This is a genomic window from Pararobbsia silviterrae, from assembly GCF_003628125.1.
Lineage (GTDB): Bacteria > Pseudomonadota > Gammaproteobacteria > Burkholderiales > Burkholderiaceae > Pararobbsia > Pararobbsia silviterrae.
In genome coordinates this window covers 1-20,914 of sequence record NZ_RBZU01000023.1, presented here as the reverse complement: position 1 = coordinate 20,914, position 20,914 = coordinate 1, and the positions used below count along the sequence as shown (strand labels likewise).

Sequence of the window (20,914 nt, the reverse complement as noted above, 5' to 3'; positions counted from 1 at the left end):
CGACACGTCTCGCTCGCCCTACCCTTCGACGAGTCGATGCGGCGCGCGGCACAGTTTGAAGTCGCTGAATGATAGCAAAAGCACGTCATGTATAGGCCCACATTCGACGTCGTGCCTCGTGCTCGGCACGCGTTCGGGCCGACTTTAGAACTGGTGTGTGATACCGAGCTGTACGCCGGTCTGGCTCACGCCGCCCGACGACGTGAAGTCGTACGTATTCAGCGTGAAGTCCTTACCGCCGTGATTGTCGAGCACGCCGGCATACGCGTACAGCGACGTGCGCGGCGACAGCGAATACGTCGAGCCGAGCACATACCAGTTCGGGCGGCCTTGCATGCCGCCATGCGTGTCATAGCGCATGAATTCGGCGAGCACAGACCATGACGACGATATCTGATACGTCACACCGGCCCAATAGATATTGCCCGGCGGCGATAGTTCGAGATCGCCCGATACATTCGCAAACCCGAGGAAAAGAGTCGTGGCCGAGATATTCCACGTTGCGGCAATACTCGCACGCGTATCTTCGAGACCCGATGTGTCGATGCCCGTCGTCGTATCGAGCGATCCGCGAGTTTGCTCGAATACGCCGCGCAGATGGAATGTCGCGCCCTTGTAACTGACGCCTGCGCCGATGTATGTGCCGGCTCGGAAATTACCTGCGATCTGCTCGCCGAAGCCATACATGGCCGTTGCCTCGAAGCCGTCGAGATTCGGCGAGATGTATTTGATGCCGTTGTTCGGGTTCAGGTTCGCCAGCGCAATGAGTCCCGTCGACATGACCGAATATTGCGCCAGATACGTCGGATCGTAGAACAGCGTCTCGTCGAACATGATCCCGAACTGCCTGCCGACCTCAACCGTTCCATAGGGCGACTGCAGTCCTACATATGCGTATCGACTGAACAAACTCGACGGATCGGTCAATCCGCCATTGTTCATCGTGATGCCGGACTCAAGGCGGAACACCGCGGCGTAGCCGCCTCCAAGATCCTCACTGCCCTTGATGCCGAAATACGACGGAATGGCGTTGCCGGACTGCAAGCCGACGGATGAATCCCCTTTCGTGTCGGCGTGCGTCAAATACTGCGCACCGATATCGAGTGAGCCGTACAACGAAACGCTGCTTTGGGCCATCGCAATCGACGACGCCATGGCAAATGCAAGTCCGAATGATCGGACAACGTGGGTTTTCATGGGAATGACCTTTTGAGTTGTGTTGCGAGAAAACGGAGAACACGCGAGCACTGGCGTAGTTGTCCAGGGCTTCGATCCATACGTTAAGTAACCGGACTCAAAGTCGGCCCAGTCGCGACGGGAGCGTGCGAGCCGAGGGCCCCGACTCCGCGAGGATGCGAGTCGAGGCGTGGATCGAATTCAATTCAGAGCGCCGCGTCGGCAGCGTTGACGCAGGCACGGCTATCGGAACCGATGCCGGGTGGGTTTCGTCTTAAGCCCTGGCTTCTTTAGTCCGCACAAGTTTCTTGAGCAAACCGAGGCGCAGCGTCGGGTAAAGCACGGCGCAGATGACGAGCGTCGTCACGAATTGAATCGGGATATAGGCGCTCAGTACGAAGTGCGCGGCAATCGACGCAACGACGACCGTCGTCACGCCCGCCCAATTGACGACGTCGATGCCGTCTTCGTCGCCGACGCACACCCTGCTCGCCTCGAAGCGCCGCGACACGTAGTAGTAGTCGAGTACGACGACGCTCGCGAATGCGGTCGTGATGACCCCAAGCACCGTGATGTAAGAGTTGACCGCCTCGAGGATGCTGCCATAAAGCATCAGAATGCCGATCACGTTAGCCAGCACGACGAACACGAAGCGCCCGGGGCGCCAGCCCGCGATCACGTCGAACAGATTCGACAGCGAAAGCGACGCGCTGTACGTGTTGAGCACCTGAGCCTTCGCCTGACCGATCGTCATGACCAGCGCGCCGAATCCGCCGCCGAATACGAGCAACGCAGCGGCAATGCTGTCAGGACCGCCGAGCACAGCGCGGTTGGCCGCCTCCCGCGTCAAACCGTTGTGCGCCATATAAAAATCGACCAGCATCGGCGCGCCCGTGTAGACGATGATGCCGCCCGCCGCGAGCGAAAAGATATCCATTGCCATGGTGCCGGCCAATGCGGCGATGCCGATATCGCGCGAGCGTCGCGCGTAGCGGCCGAGGTCGGCATCGGTCAGCGCGAGCGCACCCGCGGAACCGATCAGCAAATTCAGACAGAAGACGAATTTTCCGAGGTCGCTCGAAGCGCCCATGGACGCGAGCACTTCGGCCGGCAGCAAGGCCGGATATGACACGAGCTCATGCATGGAGTGACCCGTCGTCGCGACGAGCCGCGCGATGATGCATCCAAGCACGATCAGATACACGACGACGAGCACCGACGACACACGCGAAATGAACGCAAATCCATACGTCGTCAATGCGATCCAGAGCACCGTCAGAATCCCGTAGATCCAGATGCGATTCGCAATCGTGTCGTCCAGGCCGAAATAAAATAGCGTGCCCTTGTACAGCAGCGCGTTCTCAAGCGCGAGGAATCCGATGATCATGAACGCATAGATCAGCGAGGCAATCGACGAGCCCTTTTTCCCGAATCCGTAACGTCGCGCGAGCACGGTACTTGACAAGCCCGTCCTGAACGCAACATGCCCGGTCGCCCATCCGAGCAGCGTGCCGATCACTGTCACGACGATTCCCGCGAACAGCGCGATTCGAAAACCGGCCACGAAAGTCGCAAGACCGCCAAAGAAGAGCTGGACAAGTGTCGTGGTGATGCCTGCAGTGCTGAACGACAGCGCTGCCCAGCCTTTGCGCTGAGACTGGGGCACGCTTTCCAGCGCGTGATCCTCGATAACCGAGGAAATTTCGTTTTTTGCCATGTTGAACCTTCAAGAAGTAGGAAGAAGCCGGCATCCGACGTCGCTGCCATCTCACACAACGAACACTATACGTCGTGTAGCTTTACGTAAAGCAATCAAAAATAAATGAGCACCCGCGGACGACGATCGAGGCGAACACTGTCGAACCACCGACACCCCTCCTTTATATCTTGATATCAAGCTACTTTATACGTAGCATTCACCCGTATTGCTTTAGCGTGCGCGAGGGTTGAAAAAGGGGAGGACCGCCTTCGACTATCGCGCCCGCGCGCAACATGTCGCAATCTTTTCCTCTTCTCGATCCCACACGTCCATCATGAGCGAATTCGACTTTGTTATCGTCGGCAGCGGCATCAACTCCCTTGTTTGCGCGGCGATGCTCGCACTCGACGATCTCCGGGTCTGCGTCGTCGAACGCAACGACCGGCTCGGCGGCTGCATTCGTACCGACGAAGTCACGCTCCCGGGATTTCAACATGAAGTCATGGCGAGCTTCTATCCTCTTTTCGTGTCGTCACCGGCATTCAAGGCGCTCGAAGCCGAGCTTGAGGCCGAAGGCGTGCGGTTTCGTCCGAGCGCGCGGCCCACGGCCGTCGCCATGCCCGACGGGCGAGCGTTTGTCATGTCATCGAAGCTCGAAAGCGTGATCGCCGACCTCGACACGCTCGCGCCCGGTGATGGTCAGCGCTACGCGCGCGCGCTGTCCGAGGCATCCGCCATGCATGGCGTTCTCGGCAACGTGCTCGACAACGAGCCGCGGGGATTGCAAGCATTGTTCGCGGCGTGGAACGGCATTCGGCACATGGGAATCAACGGCCTTGTCGAACACGCGGGACGGTTGAGCGAATCGGCGCGCGATTGGCTCGAAACGACATTCGAATCCGACGTAGCACGCGCCCTCTTTGCACCGTGGGTTTTGCATATGGGACTCGACCCCGACGCGTCGGGGTCGGGGGGCATGCTGCGCCTTCAGGCATCGCTCATGCAGAACACGGGGCTGCCTTGTGTCGAAGGCGGAGGTATCCGCCTAATCGAAGCGTTCGTGCGAATCGTTGCACGGCGCGGCGGCATTTTCATGAAGAACGCGGAAGTCGAGCGCGTCGGCATTGAACATGGCGCGGCGCGAGGCGTCACGCTCACCGACGGCACCGTGCTGCGCGCCAAGCGCGCCGTCGTCTGCAACGTAACACCGACGCAACTCTACGATCGCCTGCTGCCAGCCGGTCAAATCCCCGAGCGCGTCAAATCCGACGCGAAGCGGTTCCGTTACGGCCTCAGCGACATGCAGATTCATCTTGCATTGCGCGCGCCCGTGGATTGGGTCGACCCCGCACTGAACGATGTTGCGATGGTGCACGTGACGGCGGGCATCGACGCAATCGCGCGCGCAAGCAACGAGGCGCGTCGGCGCCTTTTGCCTGCCGAGCCGACCATCGTCGTGGCTCAACACGCCGCACTGGATCCGTCGCGCGTGCCCGTCGGACATTCGCTGCTCTGGATTCAGCTTCAAGAGTTGCCTGCGCGTCCGAGCGGTGACGCGGCAGGCGAAATCGAAACGTCGCCGGATTCACAATGGACGCCTGCCATTCGCGAGGCGTATGCCGATCGCGTGATCAACCGACTCGCGACCTTGATGCCGGAACTCAAACAACACATCCTCATGCGCACAGTCTTTTCCCCACGTGACCTCGAAGCCATCAACGTCAATCTCGTCGGCGGAGATCCTTATTCGGGCGCGTGTTCGATCGCGCAGTCGCTAGCCTGGCGTCCTTTTCCCTCGAGCCGCGGTCATGCGACGCCGTTCAAGCGCCTGTATCACATCGGCGCCTCGACGCATCCGGGTCCAGGCGTCGGAGGCATGTCGGGTTTCATGGTTGCACGGCACCTGCTTGGACGCCGACACTAAGCACGCGGGGCGCGTGCGACAAAGCAAACACCCCAGGCACATGCATCCATCCGCATTCGCCTGGGGTGCTCCGGCGCGGTGATTCTATCCGCCACACGCAGGCGCGACACACGCCGTTGATCAATGCGCGTCGCGTTCGTCCGTGTACCAGCTCGGTTTCTGCGGATAGTGCGGGCCGTCGTAGATCTCGACGACGATTGTTTCTTCGTGCGCGAACGTCGGACCGTGTACATTGCCCTTCGGATTGCAGTAAAACGATCCCGCGACGAGCGTCACGCCCGTCGATGTGTACTCGTACTTTCCCGAGATGCAGTACATCGACTGATTCGACGCGTGGGAATGGGGCTGAGGAATACCCACGCCCTTCTCGAACTTGATCAAGGCAATCGACGCACCGGTCGCTTCATCGCGAAACAGCATCTTTTCGTGCACGCCCTTGAGCGATTTCTCGCGCCACGGCAATTGCGCGGTCTGCAGCAGAAGTTCTTCGAGCTGCGCATGAGACATCTTCGATTCTTCAGTCATCGATTTCTCCGTTATGGAGGAAGTTCAAAAAAAGGCGGTCAGCGATCCGTTAGCTGCCCGACGTCGTCGGCCGGCATACCGTCGGGCAACCCCATCGGAAAGGGCCAGTCCGAACCGAACAGCACGTGCGATGACCCGAAGACGACGCGCGCGAGTTGCACAACGCCGGGATGGTGTCCGATGCAGTCGGCATACATGCGCGCAGCTGCCAGCAATGGACGTTCGACATCGAGACCCACGCCGGGACGCTTTGTATCGAAGCCACGTTCGAGCCGCCCGACGAGCGACGTAAACGCGCCGCCTGCATGAGCGAGACAAAATCGGATACGCGGATAGCGCGCGGGCACGCCGGCCATCACAAGGTGACTCGCGGCGATGCTGGTTTCAAGCGGATTGCCGACGAGATTCTCGAGATAGAACGCGCCGAGGCGTCCGTCCGCGCAAGCGCCCGGATGCAGAAAGACAAATGCGCCGCGGTCGTCGAGTGCTTGCCAAAGCGGCGCATAAGCCTCATTCGACAGCACGATTCGCGCGTCGCCGCCGGCAGCCAACGCGACGCCTTCGATGTCATCGCCACGATGCCGTTCAAGCGCCTGTAGCGCGACGTCGGGATGTTCCGCAGGTAAGTGCAGCAATGCGGACAAGCGCGCCGAATGTGTCCTGGCGATGTCGACGAGCCCGTCGTTCAGATAGTCGGCCCACTGCCGGGCCGCCTCCGCGTCGAGCTGCTGCCGATAGAGCGGCGGCGGCACCGAAATAAGCGCGCGTTGCACGGCATGCGTGTCCATCCATTGCAGCAATCGGTCAGGAAAAAACAGATCCGCGAGGCCGACCGCATGCCCGTCCAAGACCAGTCTTGGGGGATCGCTTTGCCATTGCACGCCTGCGATGCGCGCGAGCGCTTGTGCGTCGATCGGTGCAAGATGCGCGTGAACATCGAGTGAAATGGTCTTCATCGCGGCATCTCCCGCTCAACGCGGCTCAAGGTTGGCGTTCATCTCGTGCCCCCAGAACTCGGGCGACCACTTCGGACCCCAGATATACGGAAGCTGGGTCCAGTCGCGCGAGACCCAGGCCTCGCTGATCTTGTCCATGTCGCTGTAGTACTCGACCCACGAGCCCCACGGATCGCGGACATAGAGGTAGAGGTTCGACGCGAGCGCGTGCCGCCCGGGTCCGAATTGATCCTCATATCCCTGCTCGCGCATATGCCATCCGCCGAAACCGATCTGGTCGATCGAGTCGACATAGAAACTCGCGTGCTGGAAACCGCGGTGCGTGCTGTTGATCAGACCAAAACAATGATGGTCGCGCACGCCTTCGCCACCCGCCATGAACGACACCTTGCCAAGCGCACGATCGCTCGTACGCAAGCCCAACGCCTGGCTCAGATACGCCTCGGCCTTCACGAAGTCGGGCGTGAAGAGCAGCACATGTCCGAGCTTCTTCGGCACGGGGCGAGTCGGCAGGTCTTGCCACAGGTGCACGTCGATGCGGTCCGGATCCGACGGATTCGGCTGCGCTCTGACCCGATCGCCGAGCGTCAGCGGCGTCAGATTGAACCATGTGCCCCACGGGTCCTGAAACCAGAGTCCCGGCCGCAATGCCGCGAAATCGGGTGTCGTCGCGGGCGTACCCAGCGCGTGCAAACGTTCTTCGAAACGCGGCAAATCGGCCGCTTCGACGAAGAATGAGATGTGATGCAGACGCTTGGCCGTGCCAGCCGCGCCCTTCAACACAAGTACGCTTGGAGCGGACACATCGGCGCAACCGAGCGCAAGCGCCGATCCATTGTGTTTCGATTCGAGGCCGAACGCGCTATAAAAGCTGCGCGCGACCTCGACATCGGGCACTTCAAAGCCATATCCCGCCAGGGAATGAACACGAACGGCCGACATCAGAAATCCCCCTTGCAATAAGCCGACAGGTCCGTCGCAACCAGGCGATTGTCGAGCTCGCCGAGTACGCCGCCGCGCACGACGACGCGGTCGCCGTCGGCGAGGAACACGGGTGGCGTACGTGCGTTACCGATGCCGCTCGGCGTTCCTGTCAGCAGCACGTCGCCCGCCTCGATCGTCATGCCGAACGACAGCTCGCTGATCAGTTCTGGAATCGCAAAGGCCATGTCATTGACCGATGCGCGCTGCATCGTCGTCCCGTTGAGCTCGCATTCGAATTGCAGCGCGCCGATCGCGACATCGTCACGGTGAACGATCCAAGGCCCGAATGGCATCGTTGCGTCGATGCTCTTGCCTTTGAGCCACTGACCGCCGTGCCGACGTTGAAGATCGCGCTGAGAAACGTCGTTCGCGAGACAGTAGCCCCAGACGTGATCCAGCGCATGGGCCTGCGGTACACTTCGGCCCCGTACGCCGATCACGACGACGATCTCGGCTTCGTAGTCCCACTTTGACGACACGTTCGCGTCGAAAGCGATCGGTGCGTTCGGCGCGATCGCCGTCGCGGGCCCCTTCGTGAAGAACGTCGGCGCAACGGGTTTGGGTACGTCCTGCCCTTCGCGCTTGCCTTCACTTTCGTAGAAGTGGTCCCAATAGTTCCAGCCGGTGCACAGGACGTCGCGTTTGAATCGCCGCAGCGGCGCGAGCACGTGTACGTCGGACAGCGCCAGCGCGTCGCTCGACCGCTCGACGATCGCGCGAAGTTCGGCGACGCATTCGGGCCCTCGCGAAATGATGTCGAGCGTATCGCCCAGCGCCGTCGGCAGAAGAACGACGCGACCATCGTCGCGAAGACACGCGGCACGTTCGTCGCGCGCGACGCGCACGGTTCCCAGTCTCAGAGCCATGATCAGTTCTCGATGACGGCGATCGCGTTGATCTCGATCAGGTATTCGGGCTTGACCATCTTCGCGACCTCGACCATCGTCGACGCCGGCGCCGGCGCTTGGAAGAACTCGCGACGTACCTTGTGAATGATGTCGAAGTACTCGATGTTGCGCACGTAGACATCGACGCGGCAGATGTCGCGCAACGTTCCGCCGGCATCTTCGACCGCGGCCTTGAGGTTTTCGCAAACCTGGCGCGTTTGGGCTTCAATGTCGCCGATGCCCGCGATCGTGCCGTCGGCCTTGCGTGCGGTCATGCCCGAGATGAACACCATCCTGCCGCTTGCCGGCACGACGCTGATGGCAGCCGAGAAATGGCCGTTGGGTGTCGCGAGCGTCGCGGGCGAATGTTGGAGCTTCGTACTCATGGAACAGTCCTGTAGTGGTTCCGACGGGGAGTCGGGCATGGGGTGTCGTGGATGTCAGGTGTGACTCGATTCAAATTGGAGCGCATCGATGCCCTGTGCGCGCGATAGCGCGTCGAATTGCGCGGCGAGCTCACTCGATATTTCGAGGGCCTTGACGTTGCGTGCACGCCGTTCGCGCTCGAGGTCGCCGGGCGCGTAGATCGACCCGACGCCGGGCGCCCGTGCCGAACGGCGGATGCGCTCGGCCAGCGCCTCGGTACGTTCGGGCATCGCTTCCGGTGCAGCGATCGCGAGAAACCAGTGCGCGCAGTTGTAGAACGTATCGGCGCTGCCGTAGAGCGGCTGCACTTCCGACGCGATGCCGCCGCCCGAAAGTCCGCCGCACAACAGATCGACGACGACCGACAAACCGAATCCCTTCGCCCCCGCCGCGGGGAGCAACATGCCCGCGATCGCGTCCGATGCCGATGTCGTCGGGCGCCCTTGCTTGTCCGTGGCCCAGCCTTCCGGAATGGCCTTGCCGTCGCGCTGCGCGTTGCGGATCTTGCCCATCGCCGAATTGCTCGTCGCCATGTCGACGACGACGGGCACGCATGTCGGCGTCGGAAACGCAAACGACAAGGGATTGTTTCCGACGACACGCTCCGCGCCGCCGGGCGCGGGCATCAACGGGCGCGTGTTCGACATCGCAGCGCCCACAATGCCGGCGTCCGCCATGCGAGCGCTCCAATAGGCGGCCGCGCCGAAGTGAAATGCATTTCGCACCGCGACGATCGCGACGCCATGGCGACGAGCGCGCTCGATCGCCCAATCCGTCGCGCGCATCGACGACACTTGTCCGAGCGCATGGTCGGCATCGACGACAAGCAATCCAACACGGTCATCGACGATCGCGATGCGAGGCCGCGCGTTGACGCTTCCTGCCTTGATCCGCTCGACATACATCGGCAACAACATGCAGCCGTGTGACGACACGCCTTGCAAATCGGCTTCGACGAGGGCGTCGGCGGTCCATCGCGCATCGGTCTCGGAAACTCCGCATGATTCGAGTATCTGTGCGACCCAGATTGAAAGATGCGCGCCCGACACGGATACGGATTGAGCGTTGTTCATGGATGCGCTCCTTTACGATGCAGGGACGAGACGGCGCTCGACGACGGTGCCCGATATCGTCCGCGAGCCGTCTGCGATCAAGTGCAACAGCGTGGGCACGACGGCATCGGGCGACGATACGCCGACCGTGCGCTCATAGCCTTTGAGTTCTTCATCGCTCGCCGCCTCGAGAAACACAGGCGTCGCGACGAGCCCGGGCGAGAGCGCGTTGACGCGCACGCCGTATTCGCGCAGTTCGAGCGCCGCGCATTTGACGAGTCCGACGATGCCGGCCTTCGATGCGGCATATGCAGCGGCACCCGGCCAGCCGTTCGAAGCGAGTCCCGATGTGAAGGCGACGACGGACCCGTTGCGTTGACGTTTCATGACCGGCATCAACGCACGCAACGTGTAGAACACACCCGAAAGATTGACGTCGAGATGACGCTGCCATTGCGCATCGGGCATCACGTCGATCGGCATCCGATGCTGGATGGCGGACGTAAGAATCGCCGCGTCGATCCGTCCATCGGCTGCGACAATGTGCTCGACGAGCGCGTCGCACTCGGTCGGGTTCGAAATGTCGACGACAGCGCTGCGCAGCGTCGACGGCAGCGATTGCAGTCCGGATGCGGAGATGTCCGCGGCCCACACGCTCGCGCCGCGCGCGGCGCATTGCAGCGCCGTCTCGCGCCCTATCCCGGACGCCGCGCCGACAACAAGAACCGTATGCCCTGAGAAATCGTAGTGAACCTTCATGCTTGCGCGAACTCCGGTGGTTTGCGGCCCGTGATGCCGCAGTAGAGCAACTCGGCGTCGGCAGCGTCCAGCGGCACGATCGCTGCGACATGCTCGTCGGGGCGCACGAGCACCATCGTGTTCGGCGCGAGACCGAGTCGGTGCATGAACGCGTCGCCCGGGTCGAGTATCGAGCGATCACGCAGGCCGCTATCGTGCGGTGCATCCCAACGCGACACGACGCGATGCGCCAAGGCGGGCGAATCGTGCGGCGGGATGTTCGGGCGACGCCGCGCGTCGGAGAAATAGAGCGCGACGAAGCGGTCCTGGCAGAGATCGTGGGCACGCAGTGACGAGCCCGAACCACAATGGAGCGGCCAATCAGGCAGTCGATCTCCGACTTCGATCGCGGGCCGTGTCGTGGTCTTGAACAGCGAGCCGCCGCCCCGCCCCGCAGGATCGAGTTTCACGCCGAGCAAGGCCCGCGTGTACGCATTCGCCCAATTGTTCTCGGACATCGCGATGGCGCCGTCGAGCCGGCGTGCCATATAAAGGCGAGCCGCTTCGGCGACTTGCCCCGAACCGTCGATCGCGAGCGGGCGCTGCTCGCGTTCGTATCCGTCGATGAGCGACTCGTCGGCCCAGCCGCGCAGCACCCAGTTCAGCCGCCACGGGAGATTCGATACGTCGAGCGCACCGGTCGTGATGCCCAGCCCCCACATCGGCGTGATGAGGTGCGCGGCATCGCCCATCAACAGCACGCGTCCGCTGCGCCAACGGCTCGCGACGCGGTGATGCACGTTGTAGACGACCTTGTTGACGACTTCGACGTTGTCGACGTCGCCGATGAACGACAGTGACTTCGCAAGCAGATCGGCCTCGCTCGGCGCCTCCTCGCCGGGTTTCAACGGATAGAGGAAACGCCAGCATTGCGGATGCCGCACCAGAATCATCCATTGCTCGGGATCCGAGAAATAGGCGAGGTACGGGTAGTCGCGCGGGCTTTCGATATCGAGGTCGATCTTCAAATCGACGAGTGCGTATTTTTCATCGAGTGAATACCCTTCGGCTTCGATGCCCAACGCGGTGCGCACGGCACTGCGGCCGCCGTCGCACGCGAGCAGCCAACAGCATTCGACCGACTTGCGGCCTTCGGGTGTGTCGAGCGTGAGCGCGACATGGTCGCCTCGGTCCTCGAATCCGACGAGCTTGTGACTCAGATTCAACGCAACGGATCGGTGTTCGACGAGTTCGCGCGCAAGGATCGGCTCGAGATCGTGCTGAGGAATGTTGATGACAAACGGGAAACGGGTCTCTTCGCCAAGCGCATGCAGTTCGACGGGAAACTGCCGCTTTTGCGTCGTGCGGTCGATCTCGCCGATTTCATCGATCCGCAAAGACGACGCGAGCACGGCATCGATCGCGCCATGGCGACGCAGCACTTCAAGCGTGCGCGTCAGTATCGTGCCGGCTTTGATGTCGAGAGACAGGCGACCGTCCTCCTCGTACACCTGCGCTGGGATTCCGTAGTGCGCCAGTGCGAGCGCGGTAAGCAAGCCGATAGGGCCGCCGCCGACAATCGCGACCGGCCGCCCCTGTGCGTTCGGGAACGCGTCGAGAGATGCAGTCAAGGTAACAGGCTCCACGCACTATCCAGTGCTTTTCAACATTCGTCGTGTGGAGGGTATGGTAGCACTATAATACTCTACGTCAAGATACTTTATATATGCTAACGTACTAAATCAGATGGTTAGACCGCCATCGCGCGTCGTCATCTTGACCAATGATGGCCGAACCGCATTCACGGCTCGCCCTCTGACTGCGGCAGTGAGCAAGCGATCAATGTCGATTTTCGGGCGAACAACCGAAACGTCGGGCTCACGACATAGCGTCAAGAACACCTCGGAGTCCTCGCGTGCCTCGTCCTAGTGTAGAAGGAGACGACAGAGTTTCGCTTGTCGCGCCGACCGAGAGAGCCAGAGGGAAACTCAACCTGCCATTTGTAGCGGCCGTGCGTTTCTGCGATTGCTTGAGAGACGATGACCATCGCACGTCTCCATTCGGTGTCCGGCCCGTGGAAGATCGACGCCTTACGTGGACGGCCTCGCAAGCTCTCGGAACTTTTGCCCCGCATGATCGTGGAAGTGGCGAATCCCCGAGCACAGGTAGTTCAGGCCTGACTCGCCATTGGGTGTGCGCAGAAAGCGATTCTTTGGACATTCCCTCCAGCACAATTTCAAATGCTTTCACTGTCGACAATAGTCAGGCAGCGAATCCCGCTTTGCGTAGCCGAACGATTGCTGCCGCTGCGAAAACGCCATCGTTCCGATGTGCTCGTCGCTGGTGCTCCCCAGCGCATACTCCGGGTAGACATAGCGGTCGCATGAATAGACCTGCCCATCGTGTTCGATGGCCAACGCCTTGCCGCAGAACTCTGCGGTAACGCAGAGTTGAGAAGGCCGCCCCATGGTCTGCGCGACAACTGTCTCAAACATATTGACGAGCACAATGCCCGCACCTTTCTTGATCCACTCGTCGAACGCGCGTGACAGGAAGTAGCCCCAATCGTCGGGATCAACGGACCAGTCGGTCACAACCGAATCCTCGTTGCCGGGCTTGGCCGCCGTGGAGCCCATGACAGGCATGCGTTCCGACTCCAGTGCCGAGGGGCAACGCTACGGAAACCTTTGGGTTCGACGCACGGAATGAATTGGATATAGGTTGATCCGATTTCATCACGAAGGAAGCGATACACGTCGATGGGGCGCTTAGCATTGACCCGATTCACGACGGTCAACGTATTGACGCGCACACCATGTTTGCGCAGTAGCGCAACGCCTCGCATGACGAGATCAAACGTGGGCCGACCACGGCGATCCACGCGCTCTGCATCGTGGAGCTCACGCGGCCCGTCAATGCTGATACCAATCAGAAAATCGTGCGCCTTTAAAGACGCGCACCATTCGTCATTGAGCGGCGTGCCATTGGTCTGCAAGTCGTTGACAACTCGGCGCCCTCGTTCCGAGTACCGTTGCTGAATTTCGACGATATCCCGGAAGAAGTCGAGGCCCAGCATGGTCGGCTCTTCACCTTGCCAGGGAAAAACGACCTCGGCACCGTTCTGCGCTTCGATGTATTGCCGGATAGCCGTTCGATACCTTCGTAGATGTCGTGGCGTGCGGGCACACCGCATCGCGGACCGCTTTCGCGCGAAACCAAGTCTAGGAGCACAAGGATTTCAAACAAAACGACAAGTAGGAGAAAATCGGCCCTTCCGGTCGCGCGGCATTGGCTAGCGCACGAAAGCGTTGGCGCCAACCCGAATAAAGTGGATGACGTACGCGTAAGCGTCGGCTTGCGGGAGGGAAGCGGCCGTCCGCCGCATCGAGTATGAGTGACCGTTTGTGGCCGCTCTCAGCCACTCAAATATTGCCGCTGGCGTCGACCGCCACGCCAGCGGGAGAGTCGAGCGAGGCGGCCGAGCCCGATATGGTCGAGCCAGCAACCGTCGACACCAGCGCTGGCGCGGCCCCACACGTGACACCGGGTCAAGTTGGCTGTGGCCACGCCATTGCCGTTAGCGACCGCGCAGATCTGCCACAGAGGGGGTGTCACGCAGCCGACGGATTTTCACATCGGACATGAGTCGCATCGTTCGCCTTCGATGCTTGGCATCGCCCGCGTGTTCGACCTCGCTACGCAACGAGCAGATCGCGGCAATGTGCGAGCGCGTTGCGCACCGATGCTCCGCCGGCATAGAACAGCAACTGCAGAATCGACTCGATGATCTGCTCGCGGGTCGCCCCCGCTGCAAGTGCGGCATGGACGTGCGCGCGCAACTGAATGACGGGATGTCCAAGCGTCACGCACGAAGCGATGACCACGAGTTCGCGTGTTATCAGATCGAGGCCTGGACGCGCCATGATGCCGCCTAGCGCCCAATCGACCGTCATGTCGACGAAGTCTGGACACAGATCCGCCATGTCGTCGATCAATGCCTGGGCGGCGCCATCGCCGTGCAACTGTTCGAGCAGGGTTTTGCCGCGTTCATGTAACTGTGATTGGCTTAGCATGCTGAATCTCCGGTGAGGGTCGTGAGCGTGCACGGCGACCTTGCCGTGCGCTGGCTTATCCGCGAGGACCGCCGAGGGTGAAACCCCCATCCACAACGATGTCCTGACCTGTGACGAATCGCGCATCTTCGGACAGGAGCCACGCAACGGTGCCTTCAATGTCCTCGGGGGTCCCGTTTCTGCGCAGGTGCGCATGCGATGCAAGCCGTGCGCAGAACTCATGATCGAGCACTTCATCGGCCATCGGAGTCAAGATGATTCCGGGACTGATGGCATTCACGCGGATATTCCTCGGCCCCTGCTCTGCGGCGAGGGTATGCATCATGGCGATCAGCGCGCCTTTCGTCGATGCGTAGGCGCCCGCGCCCGGCATCACGCTGTTTACTGTCCAGGATGCATTGATCACGATGGCCCCGCCTTCGAGGAAGGGCAAACAATGCTTGATGGTCAGAAACGTTCCAAGGAGATTTGTCGCGATCAAACCCTCGAAGTACGCAATGTCGGTTTCTGCGAGCGGTCTGAATTCCCCGAAAACGCCGGCGTTGGCGAATAGACCGTCGATACGACGACCGTCATCGCCAACCACACGTTGAACCATGTCAGTCAGTGCCGCGTCGCTTGAAATGTCGCAGACGATGGCCGATGCGATTCCGCCCTTGGCCACGATTTCGTCAACGACGTGTTCGAGCGGTTCTCGTCGCCGTCCGACGAGTACAGTTTTCGCCCCTTCGCTGGCGAGGCGCATTGCTGCGGCGCGTCCCATCCCGGTTCCCGCGCCGGTAACGACGATTGTCTTGTTCTCAAATCTCGAAAGCACCATCTTGATCTCCACGAGAAAACGTTAGAGACGATGGTGACAGACATGACATTAGATGATAATTAGCTAAAATCTTGCATCACTTTAAAGCCATTCCATCAAATGGATCTCTTTCGCTCAATGAGGGCATTCGTTGCCACGGTCCAGTCCGGCTCGATGAGTGCCGCCGCGGCGGCGCTCGGACAGTCGCCTGCGTTAGTCGGTCAGCACATTGCGGCACTCGAGGAACACCTCGGTGCCCGGCTTCTGAACCGGACAACGCGCAGTCAAAGTCTTACGGGATTTGGCGCAGGCTACTTTGAGCAATGCAGGGACATTCTGGATCGGGTTGCATTGTCGGAAGAGGCCGCGGAATTGCAGCAGACACGCATTCAGGGCCGATTGCGTGTGACGGTACCCTCGACATTTGGCACGGAAGCCCTGATGCCCGCATTGGTCGACTATCGCGCGATTGCGCCGGATGTGGAACTCGACATCGTTTTGACCGACCGGGTTGTCGATCTGGTCGACGAGGGTTTCGATGTCGCTTTTCGTATCGGGGCGCTGCAAGACAGTCGCATGATTGCCCGGCCGCTGATGCCGTATCGCATGGTTGTGTGCGCCGCGCCGGCCTACCTCGCTCGTATGGGCACGCCCCGGCACCCGAGCGACCTGGAGCGTCATGAGGCGATCGTTTTTACGCCATCTGCGCGCTCGCCCTGGAGGCTTACGCGAGGCAAAGAGGACGTTCGAGTCATGCCCAAGAAAATCATTTCGGTGAATAGCGGACAAGCGGTTCGGGTCGCAGCCCGAGCGGGACTCGGCGTCGTCATGCAACCGGAAATCCTGCTTCGACATGATATCGAAGCGGATTGCCTCGTTCGGCTGTTTCCCCGTTGGCAACTCGGAGAGCGACCTCTGTCGCTGCTTTACTACCGTGATCGCCGGACGACGCCTCGGCTAAGCAGTTTCATTTCGTTTGCCATCGAGACGTTCAGTTCGCCTTCGGCGTTGCGACCACGCAAAGCTTGAACCTGATGGCGAGGTTGAGGGCCGGGTGTCGCTGATAAGCGGGTGCCACGTGGAATTCGCCGTTTCGTCGGGCCGCAAGTTCGCAGCTTGCGGCCAATGGCCAAGGTGAGCGTCGCGAGAGCGCGTGGCGTGTTCTAGAGCAGACGTCGAATTCGAATTGCTTGGATCTCTTCAGCTTGAGCAGCCGCGTTTGTTGCCGGCGCGCTTCCCTTTGTCGCGGCTCCTGCTTGACTCTGACAGTGCTGTCAGAGCTTAGCCTGTGTGTGACGAATGTGATTACAACGATGAGAAACAGATGCGTAGCTACCGATTACTTCCAATTGGCGATACCGTAGCACCGACCGTCACGGATGACGTCGTACCGATTCTGGGGCCTTTCGAGGTTCTTATTCGGGTTAGGGCTGCGAGCCTCAACTACCGTGATTTGATCGTGCTCGATGGCGCTGTCAATGGCGACTATGACGGCCGAATTCCGCTTTCTGACGCTGCCGGGGACGTGACGGCAATCGGCGATCAAGTGACCAGGTGGAAGGTCGGGGACAAGGTTGCCGCTTCGTTTTTCCGGGATTGGCTCGACGGACCATTCAAAGCCGAATATCTGAGATCTGCACAAGGCGGCAGTGCGACGGATGGTGTTCTCGCCGAATACATTGCGTTATCTGAAACATCGCTTGTAGCAATTCCTCAGCATCTTTCAATGGAGCAGGCTGCAGCGTTGCCATGTGCAGCAGTGACGGCATGGCAGGCGTTGATTGCACGAGGGCAGATAGAGGCGGAAAGCACGGTGCTCATTCAGGGAACCGGAGGCGTTGCGCTCTTTGCGCTCCAATTCGCAGTGGCGAAGGGTGCACGGGTCATTGTGTTGTCGTCTTCAGACGAAAAACTCGAGCGCGCTGCACGTCTCGGTGCGTCCGCGCTGATCAACTATAAGGCGACGCCGGAATGGGACAAGGCAGTGATTGAGCAGACCGGCGGCCAGGGGGCGAGCCACGTCCTCGAACTTGGTGGTCCGGGAACGTTTGAGCGGTCGCTACGGGCATTGGCTCCGGGTGGCAAGATCGCACAAATAGGGGTACTGACCGGGTTCGGGCCAACGCCCAATCTCGCCAGATTACAGAATTTGAATGCGGACATTCTGGGAATCACGGTTGGCTCAGTCTCGCATTTCACGGCGATGAATGCGTTTATCGACGAACGGCGTCTGGCTCCAATCATCGACCAGATTTTTGCATTCGAAGATGTGGCGAACGCATATGCGTATCTGCGTAGCGGTCATCATTTTGGCAAAATTGTTGTACGCGTATGACCCGAAGTGAACGTGAGCCGTCGTTCTGCAGTGGATGACACTGCGCCGTCGGCACTTGCCCCGTCTATCGGGTTGCAATATGCTCTGATGCATGAACCAATTTATCGCCAACTCGATTATTTGCGCCGCGAGACTCTCGGCGGGATAGCTATTGAGTTGACGATATGCGATCACAACCCGCCCCTAAGGCGGGTTTTCGCTTTTTGGGCCCTATACGGAGCGCTTGGAAATGACAAGTGAGAGTCGAGGCGTCAATGCAGTTGGCCCATGTGATGCGGCTGTTTTGCATATGGTTTGTGGAAAAATCGCATCGGGAAAATCCACACTGACGACTCGCCTGGTGGATGTCCCTCGGACGGTATTGATTAGCGAGGATCAATGGATTGCATGTCTTTACCCCGACGAGATCCATACGCCGGCCGATTATGTAAGTCGCGCAGCACGCATGAGAACGGTCCTCACCGAGCACATCTGCTCGCTCCTCGCGGCGGGCATATCAGTGGTACTGGATTTTCCGTTCAATACCGTCAACACACGAGCGTGGGGTCGCTCACTGTTCCAAACGGTTAGCTGCGAGCATTGGCTTCACTATTTGGATGTGAGCGATGCAATCTGCAAATCTCGTTTAATGGCAAGGAACGTGTCAGGCGAGCATCCGTTCCAAACATCGGAAGCGCAGTACGATCAGATCACCCGCTACTTTGTTCCGCCCGCACCTGATGAAGGATTCAACATCATCGTCTATGACGAGACGGGAAAGGTTTGTTCCCGGGCTGGGTCATGACATGCGAATGTCCGATTGAAGGCGAAACGCGATGCCTGCTCCTAGCCGAGTGCCGTTGCATGCGACCGAGGTTTGTCGACCCACAACTGCCGCTCGATCCCGCGCGTCATTAACGACGGCTTTCGAAGTTCAACGGCCATCCATAGGTCGGCGGAGCCGGGCGCGATCTTGGCCAAAGCAGTCCACCCACTGGCAACCTGTGATGTGTCAATGGAAAGCGGTCCCGCAGGCACAAGCAGAGTTCAAGACCGGAACATCGGTTACTTCGTCTGGTGTGCGTCGGCACCTTGGAGATAAGTCGGCCAATAAAGCGGCGACATGCGGCATTGCGATGCGCCACAGTCGGTTACTGGCCATGCAGTTGGCTCACCACAGCCGCGATAGCCGATGGCTCAAGGGTGAGTTGAATATGCCCGATGTTCGGGAGCAACGAGACCTCCCAATTCCGCCCCGCTTTGCGAACGATACCTTCGAGCTGCTCGCTCCTGAATACTTCATCGGCTAGTCCTGCGACAACCGAGCAAGGTTGCCGAGCACACCGGATCGCGCTCACGTAGTCGCGCAGCGGGCGGAAGTTGCTCGCGAGATTGAAGTCATACTCCGGAGTAAGCGATGCGCCCGCCTCCTCGCTCAAAGCGAAGCGGATGACGGTCATCGCGTTCGCAAAGCGAAATCCCATTGCGTTTAGCAGCAGGATGGCGAGGAAGCGCGGCACACCGACTTCAGCCCATCCGCCATTACGCGGGCGCTGTGTGGGCGCCTGATCGCCGATAAACGGTGCTAGCAACAGGTAGCGGTCGAAGAGCTTCTGATCGGCGCTGCCCGCTACGCGCAGTGCGAAACCCGCACCCGCTGAAAATCCGACGAGCGTCGAGGGCTGCGGCGGACACATCTCGCGCACGAATACCTTCAGATCCGATTCCAGCTGGCCGATGCGGTCGATGTGTCCTTTTCGCCCGGATGCGCCATGTCCGCGCATGTCCAGCGTGTAGACCGAGAAGCCTGCCGCGGCCATGGCTTTCGCGAGCGGGTGCATGCTGGCGCTACCTGCCGATGAGCCGTGAACGAGCACGACGCTGCCGCTATCCGTGTCCGTGTGCGTTCGATATTGCCTGTAGGCCAGCGCCTGGCCGTCCTCGGCCCGGAACGTCGACTGCTCCGGAAGGTCAGAAAAATCGACCTGCGCAAACGGCGCACTGATGCTGGGCATTGGCGGCGGGCGCCGTGGACCGCCGAAAACGAGTGCCAGTGCGATGGCGGCGACGAGAACAACTAGCGCCAGTATGATGAAGGTCATCGCGGCGTCGCTCCGTCACGCAAGGGGCACGTAGATGTCGGTCTGCCATCGGTCCTGCGGTGTGTCTGGATTGACACTGAGGTAGTGGAAGAACAAGGGGTGGTCACGCAGTTCTTCCCCACTTGCGGGGAGCCAGTCGCGGTAGATCGGGTAGATGGTTTCGCCAATGTGATCGGTCGATCCCACGTGCCGGACCACAGCACATCGCCCGCCCGGGATCATCAGCTCGCGAACACCATGGGCATTCGGTGCGACCGGCTCGTCGATTTCACCGCAGATGTCGAAACGGAATTCATCGGGCGGAGTCGTGTCGGGGTTGCTGCGCGGGATACCGAAAGTCCGGCTCGACGACACCGGCGATTGCTCGCTTTGCATGCGCCAGTCGATGAACTTGCGCACGCTTGCGTTGATGTGTCCGATTGCCCCCCGGTGTTCGAGCGCAGCGACACGGGTTTCGGGAAAAACGACGATTCTCACCTGCATGGTCAGCTCTCTTGAAAGATGTGGGATGACGAAGGAGGCACTCCAGACTTGCCAGTTTGGATGGCGTCGGAACGAACTCGGGGCGATGCCGAAGACACGCTTGAACGCTCGGCTAAAGGCCTCCGGGCTATCAAAGCCGGCGTCGAGCGCCGCGTCGAGGACCGAGCAACCAGTGCGCGACGCAAGGCGCCGTGCAGCCAACCGCAGACGCATTAGTTGCACATAGCGAGCCACCGGCACGCCTACGTAGGCGGCAAACTGACGATGAAAATGGAATTTCGAGAAATGCGCGATGCCGCTCAGTGTTTCCACTGACAGGTCGCCATCGAGGTTGGCGTCGATGTAAGCGAGAATCGCGTCGAATCGCCTTGTGTAGGCGGCCGGAGCAACAGCGTCGGTTTGCATGGTCTGAGTCGTGCGGATTTCCGTCATGGTCGTCCAACGCTGGACAGCCTACCTAGCCGCGCTTGCTCGATTCTGCCATTGGACCCTCCTATTTCTTATCTCTCGGTTCACCCCCCCTTCTTGCAGTATCTTCCCGGGAGGCAGCTCCGGATTGATGACCCGGTTTAGGACGATCTGTTACACCGAGCCTGCACCTCAATGGCCGCGAACTGAGCTTAGCCGACGTTCGAATGGCCGGCTGTGAGCGCTAGCGTCCGGCCGCTCCTGGCCGACTCTGATCTTACCCACGTTCGGTGGAGACCTTGAACGGAGCATACTTGCTCTGCGAGGTGTGCCATGGAACATCGAGAACACAAGCGATATAGCCGCGA

20 protein-coding genes are annotated in these 20,914 nt (G+C 60.3%); 4 read left to right on the top strand and 16 right to left on the bottom strand.

The window, feature by feature from the left end:
* Positions 1-144: 144 nt before the first annotated feature.
* Positions 145-1,155, bottom strand: a complete 1,011-nt coding sequence (locus D7S86_RS28240; protein WP_158602118.1) for a porin — start codon at positions 1,153-1,155, stop codon at positions 145-147.
* 295 nt (positions 1,156-1,450) lie between these two features.
* Positions 1,451-2,893 carry a purine-cytosine permease family protein gene (locus tag D7S86_RS28235; RefSeq protein ID WP_121091462.1) on the bottom strand — a complete coding sequence of 481 codons (1,443 nt, stop codon included), beginning with the start codon at positions 2,891-2,893 and terminating at the stop codon, positions 1,451-1,453.
* A gap of 316 nt (positions 2,894-3,209) precedes the next feature.
* Between D7S86_RS28235 and D7S86_RS28230 the strand changes: the two genes are divergently transcribed.
* Positions 3,210-4,799, top strand: coding sequence for a phytoene desaturase family protein (locus tag D7S86_RS28230; protein ID WP_121091461.1), 1,590 nt, complete (start codon positions 3,210-3,212; stop codon positions 4,797-4,799).
* Between the two features lie 120 nt (positions 4,800-4,919).
* On the opposite strand, the gene D7S86_RS28225 is transcribed toward D7S86_RS28230, so the two are convergent.
* The 12 genes from D7S86_RS28225 to D7S86_RS28175 all read right to left on the bottom strand — a co-directional run bounded on the left by D7S86_RS28225 (position 4,920) and on the right by D7S86_RS28175 (position 15,272).
* Positions 4,920-5,324: a cupin domain-containing protein gene (locus D7S86_RS28225; protein WP_205962905.1), complete on the bottom strand. Its 405-nt coding sequence runs from the start codon at positions 5,322-5,324 to the stop codon at positions 4,920-4,922.
* A gap of 38 nt (positions 5,325-5,362) precedes the next feature.
* Positions 5,363-6,280, bottom strand: a complete 918-nt coding sequence (locus D7S86_RS28220; RefSeq protein ID WP_121091460.1) for an amidohydrolase family protein — start codon at positions 6,278-6,280, stop codon at positions 5,363-5,365.
* Positions 6,281-6,295: 15 nt separating this feature from the next.
* Complete coding sequence (locus tag D7S86_RS28215; RefSeq protein WP_121091459.1) at positions 6,296-7,222, bottom strand: VOC family protein; 927 nt, start codon at positions 7,220-7,222, stop codon at positions 6,296-6,298.
* The gene (locus D7S86_RS28210; protein ID WP_121091458.1) at positions 7,222-8,130 is read right to left on the bottom strand and encodes a fumarylacetoacetate hydrolase family protein; all 909 of its coding nucleotides are present in this window, start codon (positions 8,128-8,130) and stop codon (positions 7,222-7,224) included. Before D7S86_RS28210 ends, D7S86_RS28215 begins: the two co-directional genes overlap by 1 nt.
* 2 nt (positions 8,131-8,132) lie before the next feature.
* Entirely contained in the window at positions 8,133-8,537 is a 405-nt protein-coding gene (locus D7S86_RS28205; RefSeq protein WP_121091457.1) for a RidA family protein, read from the bottom strand.
* A 54-nt stretch (positions 8,538-8,591) separates the two neighbouring features.
* Entirely contained in the window at positions 8,592-9,650 is a 1,059-nt protein-coding gene (locus D7S86_RS28200; RefSeq protein ID WP_121091456.1) for an Ldh family oxidoreductase, read from the bottom strand.
* A gap of 12 nt (positions 9,651-9,662) precedes the next feature.
* Positions 9,663-10,388, bottom strand: a complete 726-nt coding sequence (locus D7S86_RS28195) for an SDR family NAD(P)-dependent oxidoreductase (RefSeq protein ID WP_121091455.1) — start codon at positions 10,386-10,388, stop codon at positions 9,663-9,665.
* Positions 10,385-11,998, bottom strand: a complete 1,614-nt coding sequence (locus D7S86_RS28190) for an FAD-dependent monooxygenase (RefSeq protein WP_121091454.1) — start codon at positions 11,996-11,998, stop codon at positions 10,385-10,387. Before D7S86_RS28190 ends, D7S86_RS28195 begins: the two co-directional genes overlap by 4 nt.
* A gap of 615 nt (positions 11,999-12,613) precedes the next feature.
* On the bottom strand, positions 12,614-12,961 hold the full coding sequence (locus D7S86_RS30390) for an SPASM domain-containing protein (RefSeq protein WP_240648445.1): 348 nt from the start codon (positions 12,959-12,961) through the stop codon (positions 12,614-12,616).
* Positions 12,958-13,560: a radical SAM protein gene (locus D7S86_RS30385; RefSeq protein ID WP_338069211.1), complete on the bottom strand. Its 603-nt coding sequence runs from the start codon at positions 13,558-13,560 to the stop codon at positions 12,958-12,960. Before D7S86_RS30385 ends, D7S86_RS30390 begins: the two co-directional genes overlap by 4 nt.
* Before the next feature lie 502 nt (positions 13,561-14,062).
* Entirely contained in the window at positions 14,063-14,440 is a 378-nt protein-coding gene (locus D7S86_RS28180; protein WP_121091453.1) for a carboxymuconolactone decarboxylase family protein, read from the bottom strand.
* A gap of 55 nt (positions 14,441-14,495) precedes the next feature.
* Complete coding sequence (locus D7S86_RS28175; RefSeq protein WP_240648443.1) at positions 14,496-15,272, bottom strand: SDR family NAD(P)-dependent oxidoreductase; 777 nt, start codon at positions 15,270-15,272, stop codon at positions 14,496-14,498.
* Between the two features lie 105 nt (positions 15,273-15,377).
* Here D7S86_RS28175 and D7S86_RS28170 point away from each other — a divergent pair, with 105 nt between their 5' ends.
* The 3 genes from D7S86_RS28170 to D7S86_RS28160 all read left to right on the top strand — a co-directional run bounded on the left by D7S86_RS28170 (position 15,378) and on the right by D7S86_RS28160 (position 18,358).
* Positions 15,378-16,268: a LysR family transcriptional regulator gene (locus tag D7S86_RS28170; protein WP_338069210.1), complete on the top strand. Its 891-nt coding sequence runs from the start codon at positions 15,378-15,380 to the stop codon at positions 16,266-16,268.
* A gap of 295 nt (positions 16,269-16,563) precedes the next feature.
* Complete coding sequence (locus D7S86_RS28165; protein WP_121091451.1) at positions 16,564-17,574, top strand: zinc-dependent alcohol dehydrogenase family protein; 1,011 nt, start codon at positions 16,564-16,566, stop codon at positions 17,572-17,574.
* 229 nt (positions 17,575-17,803) lie between these two features.
* The gene (locus tag D7S86_RS28160; protein WP_121091450.1) at positions 17,804-18,358 is read left to right on the top strand and encodes a P-loop nucleotide/nucleoside kinase family protein; all 555 of its coding nucleotides are present in this window, start codon (positions 17,804-17,806) and stop codon (positions 18,356-18,358) included.
* A gap of 346 nt (positions 18,359-18,704) precedes the next feature.
* On the opposite strand, the gene D7S86_RS28155 is transcribed toward D7S86_RS28160, so the two are convergent.
* The gene (locus D7S86_RS28155) at positions 18,705-19,655 is read right to left on the bottom strand and encodes an alpha/beta hydrolase (RefSeq protein ID WP_121091449.1); all 951 of its coding nucleotides are present in this window, start codon (positions 19,653-19,655) and stop codon (positions 18,705-18,707) included.
* Positions 19,656-19,670: 15 nt separating this feature from the next.
* Complete coding sequence (locus D7S86_RS28150; RefSeq protein WP_420813318.1) at positions 19,671-20,570, bottom strand: AraC family transcriptional regulator; 900 nt, start codon at positions 20,568-20,570, stop codon at positions 19,671-19,673.
* Positions 20,571-20,914 lie beyond the last annotated feature (344 nt).